Annotated in this window: 10 protein-coding genes and 1 pseudogene; all 11 read left to right on the plus strand. The window is 51.3% G+C overall.

What is annotated here, in order from left to right:
• Positions 1-246 precede the first annotated feature (246 nt).
• The 11 genes and pseudogenes from GTN70_10125 to bamA all read left to right on the plus strand — a co-directional run bounded on the left by GTN70_10125 (position 247) and on the right by bamA (position 12,692).
• Complete coding sequence (locus GTN70_10125) at positions 247-750, plus strand: hypothetical protein (GenBank protein ID NIO17328.1); 504 nt, start codon at positions 247-249, stop codon at positions 748-750.
• Between the two features lie 3 nt (positions 751-753).
• Entirely contained in the window at positions 754-1,650 is an 897-nt protein-coding gene (locus GTN70_10130) for a DUF4388 domain-containing protein (protein NIO17329.1), read from the plus strand.
• Complete coding sequence (locus GTN70_10135) at positions 1,647-2,633, plus strand: AAA family ATPase (protein NIO17330.1); 987 nt, start codon at positions 1,647-1,649, stop codon at positions 2,631-2,633. Before GTN70_10130 ends, GTN70_10135 begins: the two co-directional genes overlap by 4 nt.
• Entirely contained in the window at positions 2,630-3,970 is a 1,341-nt protein-coding gene (locus tag GTN70_10140; GenBank protein ID NIO17331.1) for an HDIG domain-containing protein, read from the plus strand. Before GTN70_10135 ends, GTN70_10140 begins: the two co-directional genes overlap by 4 nt.
• Complete coding sequence (gene ybeY, locus GTN70_10145) at positions 3,933-4,331, plus strand: rRNA maturation RNase YbeY (GenBank protein NIO17332.1); 399 nt, start codon at positions 3,933-3,935, stop codon at positions 4,329-4,331. Before GTN70_10140 ends, ybeY begins: the two co-directional genes overlap by 38 nt.
• A gap of 3 nt (positions 4,332-4,334) precedes the next feature.
• On the plus strand, positions 4,335-5,909 hold the full coding sequence (gene lnt, locus GTN70_10150; protein NIO17333.1) for an apolipoprotein N-acyltransferase: 1,575 nt from the start codon (positions 4,335-4,337) through the stop codon (positions 5,907-5,909).
• Positions 5,893-6,994, plus strand: a pseudogene (locus GTN70_10155) (peptide chain release factor 2). Before lnt ends, GTN70_10155 begins: the two are co-directional and overlap by 17 nt.
• Positions 6,995-7,016: 22 nt before the next feature.
• On the plus strand, positions 7,017-8,504 hold the full coding sequence (lysS, locus tag GTN70_10160) for a lysine--tRNA ligase (protein NIO17334.1): 1,488 nt from the start codon (positions 7,017-7,019) through the stop codon (positions 8,502-8,504).
• A gap of 3 nt (positions 8,505-8,507) precedes the next feature.
• The gene (locus tag GTN70_10165; protein ID NIO17335.1) at positions 8,508-9,734 is read left to right on the plus strand and encodes a lipoprotein-releasing ABC transporter permease subunit; all 1,227 of its coding nucleotides are present in this window, start codon (positions 8,508-8,510) and stop codon (positions 9,732-9,734) included.
• Positions 9,727-10,419: an ATP-binding cassette domain-containing protein gene (locus GTN70_10170; protein ID NIO17336.1), complete on the plus strand. Its 693-nt coding sequence runs from the start codon at positions 9,727-9,729 to the stop codon at positions 10,417-10,419. Before GTN70_10165 ends, GTN70_10170 begins: the two co-directional genes overlap by 8 nt.
• Positions 10,416-12,692 carry an outer membrane protein assembly factor BamA gene (gene bamA, locus GTN70_10175; GenBank protein ID NIO17337.1) on the plus strand — a complete coding sequence of 759 codons (2,277 nt, stop codon included), beginning with the start codon at positions 10,416-10,418 and terminating at the stop codon, positions 12,690-12,692. The genes GTN70_10170 and bamA overlap by 4 nt, the downstream gene beginning before the upstream one ends.
• The last annotated feature ends 14 nt before the right edge of the window (positions 12,693-12,706 follow it).

Genomic DNA, 12,706 nt, shown 5'->3' on the forward strand with positions numbered 1-12,706 from the left:
TTGTATCAACTCTACATAACCGATTATCAATTTGATGAGGCGTCGAAAATCCAGGAAAAAGCCTGGCAGGAGCTGTCGGGAAACAGGCCGTTTCGGATCAATCCCCAGAAAATTGGAGAGCGAATTCTCGTGCCCCCTGCCATTTCAGGGAGTGTTTTAAGAACTTTCTTCGCAGATCAGGGAAGCCGGAAGCCCGTGGATCTACCATTCCGGAACCTCTGGTTAAACCCCCTGGGGAGCAACCAGATGTATTTTATTCTTCTGATCGCAATCATGGTGTTGCTGAGAGCCCTGACCTACAACCGGTACATTATCCTTGCCTGCAGGATCTGCGGGGATAAGCAGCTGGGGAAAGGGAGTTTGAAGAAAGAAGACATCTGCCAGTACTGCAAGACCAAATCCCTCATCGTCTCGGGGCTTGCGGGGAACCCGAAAAGATCCTATCAGATCAAAACGCACAAGAGGGCGGTGAGGTTGAAATCCCTGATCGTCCCGGGCTTCGGTTTCCTCGCCGCAGGATCCGTGTCCATGTTTTTCGTCACAACTTTTCTGCTTTCCATGATCATGTCGCTTTTCGTCCTCTTTTCCTTTTCCTTTCCCGGCGATTACTCGCCGTTGTATGCTATTATCTCCCGGCTCGGAACGATCGTTACGGGTGGGTTGACGCTTTTGCTGTACATTTTTTTCACCGTCAGCAACGAGATCTTCATCAGGAGGGTGCACGCCAAGTACAAGATAGACACGGTTTAGCGTATGGGACTCAAAGGAAAAATAAAGGAGTTCGGGATTGCCGATATTTTTCAGCTGCTATCGGTGCAGCAAAAAAGCGGTGCCCTGGAGATCGCCTCATCGAAGGGCGAGATGGTCTTTATATTCAAGGAGGGGAAACTGGTAGATGTTACCCCCGATGTGAGAATCAAGGATCAGTTAATCGGTCAGATGCTCGTCGATGGGGGACATATCAGCGAGACGGAGAGGGACCGGTATCTGAAGATGCACCAGAGAAAGGGGAAGAAGTTCGGTGAAATTCTCATCGAGAAGGAAATAGTTGACAAGGAAATCCTTTCCCATTTTCTCACGATCCAGATCAAGGAGTGTTTTTTTCAGGCGTTGACGTGCAAGGATGGGAATTACCGTTTCGACCCGTATACCGTAACATCATTTCCCCCGATAAAACTCCCGGTGAGGGTGGACCAGCTCCTCCTCGAAGGGATGCAGTTTCTCGACGAGTTTCCCCTGGTAATGGAGAAGTTCCCTTCCAAGGGCCTGTTGATCAAAGCCAAAGAGGGATTCGAAAAGGATCATTTCAAGGAAGACATGCTCGCTTCAGAGATGTACGCCGCCATGAGCGAATACATGGAGCCGATCAAGCACATCAGAAGGGCAGGGCTCACCGAGCTCGAGGGATACAAAGCGATTGCGTTTCTCTATGAAAAGGAGGCCCTTCTCATCAAGGAAGAGGAGAGAGAGGTCGCAAGGAAGGAAAAAGAGGAGGCGATGAAGCGGGGGCTGAGGGAAATGCAGCTGCGCAACGCAATCAACACGCTAATTCTTGCGCTGTTCATGGGGGCGGTAATATACATTTTCTGTGGTATAATTACCAATTCTGGTATTTTTCTCTTTGTCAAAGAGATATTCAAAGGTTTCTGAAGGGAGAGGCGGTGCTCGAGCAGGCGGAAAGCCAGGCAGATATACATTTTGAAGATGGGGACCTTGCAAAGAATCTCTTCGGGGCACATAACGAACATCTCAAGATCCTGAAAAAGGCTTTCGGGGTAGACATTTTTTCCAAAGGCAACACCCTTTTCCTGAAGGGATCTGAAGTCCAGGTTGCTCTCGCCTCCAAGGTACTGCACGAACTTTACGAAATCCTCAAGCGAGGGTATCCCCTCTTTTCGAACGACATACACCAGGCGGTAAAAATCGTCTCGTCGAATAGAAGTGCCGACTTAAAGGAAATATTCCTCGATACGGTATTCGTTTCGGCGAGGAAAAGGGTTATCACGCCCAAGAGCCTTGCCCAGAAGGAGTACATAGACGGAATTCGGGACTTCGATATCGTGTTCGGCATCGGCCCTGCGGGGACGGGGAAAACCTTCCTCGCTATGGCTATGGCGATTTCCTTCCTGCTGAAAAAAATGGTGAAGAGAATTGTCCTGGCACGGCCGGCAGTCGAGGCAGGGGAGAAACTCGGGTTTCTGCCGGGGGACATGTACGAAAAGGTCAATCCCTACCTCCGCCCGCTTTACGACGCCCTTTACACCATGCTCGAGTATGGCCAGACGTCGCGGTTGATCGAGAGGGGAACCATAGAGATCGCCCCGCTTGCCTTCATGCGGGGAAGGACCCTGGATGATTCCTTTATCATCCTCGATGAAGCCCAAAATACCACCTCGGAGCAGATGAAGATGTTTTTGACGAGAATAGGGTTTGGATCCAAAGCGGTTATTACCGGAGATATAACCCAGGTGGACCTCCCGGCAGGCAAAACGTCCGGCTTGATTGAGGTAAGGGAAATATTGAAGAATGTCGAGGGCATAAAATTCTGCTTTTTCAGCGAAATAGACGTGGTGAGACACCCCCTCGTACAGGATATCATCCGGGCGTATGAAAAGTGGGACAACGGGAAATGACGAACTCTGAGAGATTGAAAAAATATTTCGGGGAGCGGAAAAACACCCTGGTATTCGGGCTGATTTCACAGGTTGTCGTCTTCATCTTCTTCTTCTTCCTGGTCAAGGGGTTTGTTCTTCCTTCGGGCGGAGAAGCCCATGCGAAGGAGATCCTTGCTGCCTCCATTCCCTTTGTGTCCCTCGGCATTTTGCTCAAAATTGCCTTTGATAAATCCGATATCCCCTTCCTGCTCCTTTTGATCCTGATTACACCACTTTTTGTGGCAGGCCCGTCTTTCTTTACCTTTGTTCTCCCTCTAATCTGCCTGGCAACCGGTTATGCAATCGCTTTCTCCGTGAAGGACAGGACGCAGCTCACCTGGGTAGCCATCCTGGGGGCTTTTTCACAGATCATCATCAATCCAACCGTCTGGTATATGGCATACGGCGAGGAGAACCTCGGGAAAATATTTTTTTCCTCACTGTTTCTCATTGTCACGGGACCCGGCCTGCTGGGGATCCTCGTTTACATCGGGGAGGAGATCTTCGGCCTGCCGACGGAATTGAAACTGATGGATATCTGCAGCGAAGCCAACCCTCTTCTTCGAACGCTCCGTAATGCCGCCCCCGGCACTTTTTATCACAGCGTCAACACCGCTTTCATTGCCGAGGAGGGAGCCATGGCGATCGGGGCGAACCGCCTGCTCTGCAGGGCGGGGGGGCTCTACCACGACATAGGAAAGATGTGGAAACCCGAATATTACAGCGAAAATCAGTTCGGTGAGGAGAATGTCCACGACCAGATCAGCAAGGATGTATCACGGTTGATTATAATTTCCCACATAGAGGAAGGAATAAAGCTGGCCGAAAAGCACGGGCTCGGAAAGAGCATCGAGGAGATCATCAGGCGCCACCACGGCAACGCTCCCCTGTACTATTACGATCCTCGCATCCGGAGAGAGCTCGACAGGTATCCCGGGCCGCTGCCGGGCAGCAAAGAGGAAGGGATTGTCATGCTTTCCGATAGCATCGAGGCGACTGCGCGAAGTCTGACTGAAATGTCAGAGGGCGAGCTGAAGAAAGTTGTACGCTTCGTGATCGGGCGGGGGGTCAAGGATGGACAGACCGCCGGGGTGGGTTTTTCCGAAAGGGATCTTCGGATACTCGAAGAGGCCTTCATAAAAAGCTTGAAAATTATCTACCATAACAGGATATTCTACCCGTCACAGGACGGAATGTTGCTCAGGGGGTCCGATGAGGCAGGTCTATTTGAGAAATTGCCACCGGCACCGGAAGCTGAGGACGAAGCTGCTGAAAAAGATGGTGAGAGAGGCCCTGGGGGTTTTGAGTATCACTGAAGGCATCCTGACGATTCTTCTCGTCGGCGACAGAAAAATCAGAAAACTCAACAAAGAATTCTTTCACAAAGATTCTCCAACAGATGTCCTGTCTTTTTCCTACGGCGAAAAGAGAAATTTCGACTCCCCGCTGGAAGCGACAGAAGAGATAGAGGGTGATATCATCGTTTCCCTGGATACCGTCCTCGACGGGGAGGATGAGGGCTATCTTTCCGATGAGGAGCGGGTGTTTTTTTACGTGATCCACGGTGTCCTGCACATAATAGGCCATGAGCACGCGGTGGATAAGAAAAAATCCCGGGAGATGAGGAAGCTGGAGACGGAGGTCTTTAAAAAAGTTACGGGGAAAGAGGTTGCCTGAGATATGAGGTGGGACGGCAGCATAATCTCATCGGTATCGCTCAGGGAGGCGACATACCTGCTTCTCGGTGCAGCGTTTTATTCTCTGGCGATGCCCGGGAAAATCACTTTTTTTTCCCCCGCATCCTGCGTAGCATTGATTCCTCTTTTTTTTTGCATGAGGAAAGGGGCGCATTTGTGGAAGGCGGCGATTTGCGGCCTTATTTTCGGCACAATCTCGTCTTTTTTCCTGCTCAACTGGATATCCTTTACGGTGTCCGTCTATGGAAAGCTCGGACTGTTCCTCGGGATACTTTCCGCGCTGCTGCTCAGCGCCTACTGCGGGATATTTGTCTCGATTTTTTCCCTGTTGACGGCAGAAGCGGTGAAGAGATTTGGAAAGCCGGGTATTTTCAGCGCCCCCTTCTTCTGGAGCGGGGCCGAGATCGTAAGGGTCAAGCTTAAGATCGGCTTTCCATGGCTCCTTTTCGGCTATTCCCAGTACGGGGACTACTATGCCCGGCAGTTTGCCGCGTTCGGCGGTGTCATCGGAACGGGATTTTTCCTGGTGCTCGTGAACGTGCTTTTCTATTTATCCCTGGAGTATTTTATCGATGGGCTCAGGAAAAGGTCAGCAGCCTTGTTCCTCGCAGCATTGTCCACGCTGCTTTTCATCCACCTGCCGGGGTTTCTCAGCCGCGGGGAGTCTTTCGCCGCAGCCGATAACGATTCCCTCCTTGTCTCCGCCATTCAGCCGAACATCGATCTGTTGAAAAAGTGGGACGAGGAATTTCAGGGAGAGACGATCGGGATTTTGGAGAGCCTGACCGAGGACCAGGTGCGAGAGGGTGTGGATTTGATAATCTGGCCGGAAACCGCACTCCCCTTTTTCTTTTACTGGGATGCAGAGCCCACCGTGAAGATTAGAAGCTTCGTGAAGGGAATAGGAAAACCCGTAATCACGGGAGTTCCCTGGTATGAGGCAAGGGATGGGGGGAAATATTTCAACAGCATTGTGTTGATTTCGCCGGCCGGAAAAATAGCAAAGCGGTATGACAAAATCATGCTCGTTCCCTTCGGTGAATACGTTCCCTTCAGGAAAGTTTTGTTTTTCGTTGACAAGATAACGCATGGATCGGAGGATTTCTCAAGAGGGGAGAGGGTGAAACTTCTCAGCTGGGGCGCTGTGAATGTCGTACCCACGGTCTGTTACGAGGCAATCTTTCCGCAACTGTCGGTCGAGGGGGTGAATCTCGGGGGAAACCTGCTCGTCAATCTTACAAACGATGCATGGTTCGGTGACACCCTGGCCCCATACCAGCAACTCTACATGGCTGCCTACCGCTCTGTCGAGACGGGACGATACATGGTCCGCGTCTCCAACAGCGGAATATCTGCCGTGATCGATCAGCACGGAAGAGTCGAGAAAAGTATCGGGCTCTTTACAAGGGGAAGGGTCATGGCACGGGTCAGACCGTTATCGGGGATGACATTTTACGTTAAAAATGCTAAGTTTATAAACTTGGTTATCATCTCGGGTTCGATTATCCTGATAGGTGGTACCATCATAGGGAGGTTCAGGAATGGCAGGAATATTTGAGGATCGGTTAAGGAATATAAAAGAAAGAGTAGAAACCCTAAGAGGTTATCTTTGAAGTAGAAAAGAAGCGAGCCCGCCTGGAAGAGATAGAAAAGCAATCTGCTAAAGAGGACATCTGGAAGGATAAGGAGGGCATGCAGAACCTCCTGCGGGAGAGGAAGCATATAGAAAACTTCTTTGTCAGGTGGCAGGGGTTTGAAGGCGATGTTCGCGACCTGGAGGCATACGTCGAGCTCTACGAGGAGGAAAAGGAGAATGATGCGTTCAGGAAAGAGGTTGAGGAGACGTTTCACAGGATAGAGGAGGACATCGGGAAATTTGAGCTGATAAAGATGCTATCCGGCGAGCAGGACGCAAACAACGCCATTGTTACGATCCACCCCGGAGCCGGGGGGACGGAGTCTCAGGATTGGGCATCCATGCTCTTTAGAATGTACGTCAGGTGGGCGGAGAGAAACGGCTTCACCGTCGAGGTCCTCGACCTCCAGGATGGCGAGGAAGCGGGCATAAAGAGCGCGACTTTCATAGCCAGGGGCGAGAATGCATACGGGTATTTGAAAGCTGAAACCGGCGTCCACAGGCTCGTGAGAATTTCCCCCTTCGACGCAAACAAAAGGAGGCACACTTCTTTTGCCTCTGTTTTCGTGTCCCCGGAGATTGACGAAGAAATAGTCGTCGACATAAGAGATGAGGAATTACGGATAGACACCTACAGGGCAAGCGGAGCCGGCGGCCAGCACGTCAACAAGACGGATTCGGCCGTGAGGATAACCCACATCCCCTCCGGCATCGTCACGCAGTGCCAGAATGAGCGCTCCCAGCATAAAAACAAGGCGATGGCCCTCAAGATTCTGAAATCGAAGCTCTACGAGCTCGAGTTGCGGGAGAGACAGGAAAAACTTGCAGAGCTTCATCGGGGCAAAAAGGAAATAGCGTGGGGTTCTCAGATCCGCTCTTACGTGCTGCAGCCATACAGAATGGTGAAGGATCATCGAACGGACCTGCAGGAAGGCAACGTCGATGCCGTCCTCGACGGAGCGATTGATCCATTTATAAAAGCATATCTTCTTTCTAGTGCCAATTAACCGGGAGAGGAGAGGACGATTGATGGATGACTATAATGAGATAATCCTTCAGCGGATCAAGAAACTTGATGCCCTGAGAGAAATGGGCATCGATCCCTACCCCAACGACGTTCCGGTAACCCACACAACGGCGGATATAACAAAGAGATGGGGAACAATGAAAGAAAAGGACCCGGGCGAGTCAAGCGAGGTTGTTTCCCTCGCCGGAAGAATAATGGCTATCAGAAAATTCGGCAGGGCGTCCTTCGTGGTGGTTCAAGATAAAGGCGGTACCATCCAGCTCTTTCTCCAGGAGGACACCCTCAAAGACAAGTTTGCATTTTTCAAGGATTATGTAGACATCGGGGATTACCTCTGGGCGACAGGCACGCTTTTTTTGACAAAAACCAAGGAGCTTACGATTCGCGCAGAGGACATCCGGCTCGTGGTAAAATCGCTCCGGCCCCTTCCCGAGAAGTGGCACGGCCTGACCGATGTTGAAACGAGGTACCGGCAGCGATACCTGGACCTGATCGTGAACAGAGAGGTGAGGGAAAGATTCGAAATAAGGACGAAAATCGTCACCTTTATCAGGCGCTTTTTGTCAGACCGGGGGTATGTCGAGGTAGAAACCCCGATGATGCAGCTGATACCCGGGGGTGCTGCGGCGAAGCCATTCATCACCCATCACAACGCCCTGGACTTGGACCTCTACCTCAGGATTGCTCCCGAGCTGTATCTCAAGCGGCTCCTCGTGGGGGGGTTCGAGCGTGTTTTCGAGATCAACAGGAATTTCAGAAACGAGGGCATCTCTACACAGCACAATCCCGAGTTTACCATGCTCGAATTTTATCAGGCCTATGCCACATTCGAAGACCTCATGCTTCTTACCGAGGAGCTGATTTCCTCCCTTGTCCTGGAGATATGCGGGGGTCTCAAGATTCAATATCAGGGGGAGGAGATCGATTTTACCCCCCCCTGGGAGCGGATAACCATGAGGGAGGCGATCGTGCAGCATTCGGAGGCAGAGGTCGGGGATCTCGATGGCAGGGAGAAGATCATCGGTTTTGCCCGGAAGCTTCTGGGAAACGTTGACGAGGATTCCCCCACGGGTAAGATTCTGGCAGACCTGTACGAAGGGGTCGCGGAGGAAAAGATGAGAGGACCGACTTTCGTGTACGAATATCCCCTTGAAGTTTCCCCCCTTTCACGGAAAAACGCCGATGATCCGGAGGTGGTGGACCGGTTTGAACTGATCATCTGTGGGAAAGAAATCGCCAATGCCTTCTCTGAGCTGAACGACCCCTTCGATCAGAAAGAGCGATTCCTGATGCAAAACAGAGAGAGGGAGAGGGGAGATGAGGAGGCACACATGATGGATGAGGACTTCGTCAGGGCCCTCGAATATGGAATGCCACCTGCCGCAGGCGAGGGAATAGGCATAGACAGGCTCACCATGATTCTTACGGATTCGCCTTCCATAAGGGATGTTATCCTGTTTCCCCTGCTTCGGCCCGAGAAAGGGAGGTAGCTGTTGTCCTCATTCGAATTATTCGTAAGCCTCAGGTACCTGAGAGCAAAGAGGCGACAGACCTTTATATCGATCATAACGGTGATATCCATGGCGGGAGTAGCCCTTGGTGTGTTCGCGCTCGTGGTCGTCCTTTCCGTGATGAGCGGCTTCGAGCAGGACCTGAGGAATCGGATACTCGGCACCACGGCCCACCTCAACATACTTTCCCTCAAGGGTAATTTTGACGATTACGGAAAGGTCGTCAACAGAGCCGAGGATACGAGCGGGGTCGTTTCGGCTTCGCCATATCTCTATTCCCAGGTGCTCATATCGGGAAGGAGCGGGGCCAGCGGAGCAATTTTGCGGGGCGTGGACGTAAAGAGCGCAAAGGAAACGACGGGGATAGGCAAATTTATCAAGGGGGGAAAGATCGAGGATATCGAAGACGATGAGGGTGTGCCCTCGATCATACTGGGCAAGGAGCTATCGCAGGCTATAGGGACGTTTCCCGGTGATTTTGTGGAGGTAATGGTTCCCGCCGGGGGAATATCGCCCTTCGGCCCCATCCCGGAAGTGGGCAAGTTCAGGGTTGCCGCCACTTTCGAATCGGGAATGTTTGACTTCGACACGGGATTTTCCTTCATAAGCCTTGCAAACGCCCAGAAATTGATGCTTTCAGGTGATACCGTATCGGGGGTTGAGGTAAAGGTTGACGACATTTACAAGGCCGATTCCATAGCCGCACAAATTCAGGAGAAACTCGGTTTTCCCTTCGTTGCAAGAGACTGGATGAGATCCAACCGTAACCTTTTTTCCGCTTTGAAGCTTGAAAAAGCAGTCATGTTCATCATTCTCGTCCTCATCGTGTTTGTTGCGGCATTCAATATCGTGTCGACACTCATTATGGTGGTCATGGAAAAGACGAGAGATATAGCGGTGCTGATGTCGATGGGGGTAAAAAGGGACAGTATCAAAAAAATTTTTGCCATGGAGGGGTTGATTATCGGCTTTGTAGGAACCGCGCTGGGGCTTCTTCTGGGCTATATCGGCTGCCTTCTCCTGGACAAATACCAGTTCATTCATCTTCCAAGCGATGTCTATTATATCTCCACCCTGCCGGTCAATATGGATCCCCTTACCTTTATCGTTATCGGCATAAGTGCAATCACCATTTGCTATGTCGCGACGATTTATCCGGCCAAACAGGCATCCAAAATCGACCCTGCCGAGGCCCTTCGCTATGAGTAAAGTCCCGCTTCTTTCCGTGAGAAACCTTGAAAAGCGCTTCAGAAAGGGTAAGGCAGAGCTCCAGATATTAAAGGGCGTCAGCATCGATGTGGAAAGAAGCGAGAAAGTCGGGATCGTAGGTGTTTCGGGGGCGGGCAAAACGACCTTCCTGCAGATTATCGGCACCCTCGATAAGCCCACGGGGGGGGAAGTTTTTTTCGACGGCCTGGATGTCTTTTCCCTCTCACCCCCGGAACTTGCCCTTTTCAGAAGGAACAACGTCGGATTTGTATTTCAATCATACAACCTGCTTCCTGAGTTCAACGCTGTTGAAAATGTCATGCTCCCTCTCATGATCGGCGGGTTTTCAAGGAAGGACGCGCACGAAAAGGCCGCACATTTCCTGACAAGGGTAGGCCTCAAGGAAAGGCTTCTCCACAGGGTTGGTGAGTTATCTGGTGGCGAACAACAGCGGGTGGCAATTTCACGGGCGATCGCCCTCGGCCCGAACCTTATCCTTGCAGATGAGCCTACGGGCAACCTCGATAAAAAGACGGGGGAAATGGTAATTGACCTCCTCAAGGAGGTGGTTTCCAACGAGGGGGCAACGCTCATCATGGTAACCCATAACGAGCAATTGATAGAGAACTTTGACAGGCAGCTTAAGATCGATGACGGAAGAGTTATGGGGGACCGTAAGAATTGACCATGAGGGCAGGGAAAATATTCGTTGCCGCGATAAGTGCACTTTCTCTCGTTTTAACCGCCTCTCTCTCACCTTCCCAGGGAATACGGATACGGGAGATACAGTTCAAGGGAAACAGGAAGGTCCAGGAAAAAACCCTGCGAAATCTGATAAAGAGCAGGGTGGGGGCAGGCCTCGACCACCGGGTCCTTCAGGAGGATATAAAAAATATCTTCCAAACGGGATACTTCGAAGACGTGAAGGTCGACGCCGACTTTTCCGATGAGGGGGTTTTGCTCTCCTACATTCTCAGAGAGAAACAGGTGGTGTTCAGGGTGTCTATACGGGGCAACAAGGAGATTTCGACCGACGATATCCGGGGCGTCGTAACGGTAAAGGAGAAGGATTTCTTCTCGGACGAAAAAGTCAAGGAAAGCGAAGAGAAGATTGCCGCGCTCTACAACAACAACGGGTACTTCGAGGTCAGGGTTACGACTGAGATTGTCGAGAGGGAAGGCAACAGAATAGAGATAGATTTCGATATCGTCGAAGGGGAGAAACTGAAGATTGCCGCCGTTGATTTTCGGGGCAACAACTTTTTCTCGGACAAGGAGTTGAAGAAGGCGATCGAGACGAAGAGCAAGGGTTTTTTCTCATGGCTTACCGGGTCGGGGACCTTTAAAAAGGACGTCTTCGATAATGACCTCATTGCCCTCGAAGTGAAATATCTGGACAGCGGGTTTCTCGATGTGAAGATAGAGAAGCCGGAAATATCGAAGACAGAGAAGGGGATCAAGCTCATAATCAGGGTCTTTGAGGGCATTCAATACCGGGTCGGCGAGGTGGAAATAACCGGCGATCTCCCGGAAACAATGAAGGGGCTGTCCCGGACACTGAGAACGAAAACCTTCAAGGTGTTCAGCAGGGAAAAAATGGTAAAGGACATCCTTGATATTTCAAGAAAACTCCAGGACATCGGCTATGCTGACGCCACGGTCAAGCCGAATTACGTGAAGCAAAAGAAGTACCCTGTCGTGGACATTCGCTACGAAGTGGACAAAGGGAAGAAATACCGGTTCGGTATCGTCAACGTAAAGGGGAACACGAAGACCCTCGACAAAGTCGTAAGGCGGAGGCTGGCGATAGCAGATGGAGAGATGTATTCCGCCACGGGGCTCGAGCAATCGAAAGCAAATCTCATGAGGGTGGGGTACTTCAAGGATGTGAAGGTCGTAACGAAGAAGGGGGCAAAAGAACGAGAGGTCGATGTGGATGTCGAGGTGGAAGAGGCGTCGACGGGAACAGTGAGCGGAGGATTTGGATTCAGCTCCCTGGACAAGTTCTTCGGGGTCGTACAGATCTCGGAAAACAACCTTTTCGGAAGGGGATGGAGACTCGGCCTCAACACGCAGTTTGGCTCGAGAAGGGTCATATTCTCCCTGGATTTCAGGGACCCCAACTTTCTCGATTCGAAGTGGAGCCTGACGCTCAACGGATACAACACATCGGTCGAATACTCAGAATTCACCCGCGACGCGAAAGGAGGAAGAATCGGGTTCGGCTATCCCTTAAGCCGGGACATCAGCACAGGGCTAACCTTCAGGGTGGACCAGGTGAGAATCGAAGACGTGGACACCACTATAACCAATTCGGTTCTCCAGCAGGAGGCGGAGAAAGGCGCTCAGAAGACGCACAGTGTGACCTGGGACCTGACCCGGAACACAACCGACAACTTTATCAATCCCACAAGGGGGATGGTCCAGAGCCTCAGCGTGGAATATGCCGGAGATCCCCTCGGGGGGGAGTCTGAATTTGTGAAATATTTTATCAACCAGAAATACTACAGGCCCGTTATCGGAAAAACGATATATGCGTTCAACGCAGAGTGGGGCCACGCGGTGAGCACCGTCGGCGGACGGGTGCCTCTCTTCGAAAGGTTTTTTCTCGGGGGCCCCTACTCGATAAGGGGATTTGAATCCAGGTCGATAACCCCAATAGATGAGAACACGGGAGAGGAGATTGGAGGGAACAAGGAAATTGTGATAAATAATGAACTGATAGTCCCCCTGTACGAGGAGATAGGGCTGAAACTGATTCTCTTCTTCGATGCGGGTAACGCGTTCAGGCAGGATGACTGGCCCTCCTCCCTCTCAGACCTCAGATACGGGGCCGGATTCGGGTTGCGGTGGTACTCGCCCATGGGCCCCCTCAGACTGGAATGGGGCTTCAACCTGGACAGGGAAGACGACGAGGCGAGCAGAGTTGTCGAGTTTACCATTGGGACAAACTTTTGATAATAAATAAAAGG

This window comes from Deltaproteobacteria bacterium (assembly GCA_011773515.1).
Taxonomy (GTDB): Bacteria; Desulfobacterota; Deferrimicrobia; order J040; family J040; genus WVXK01.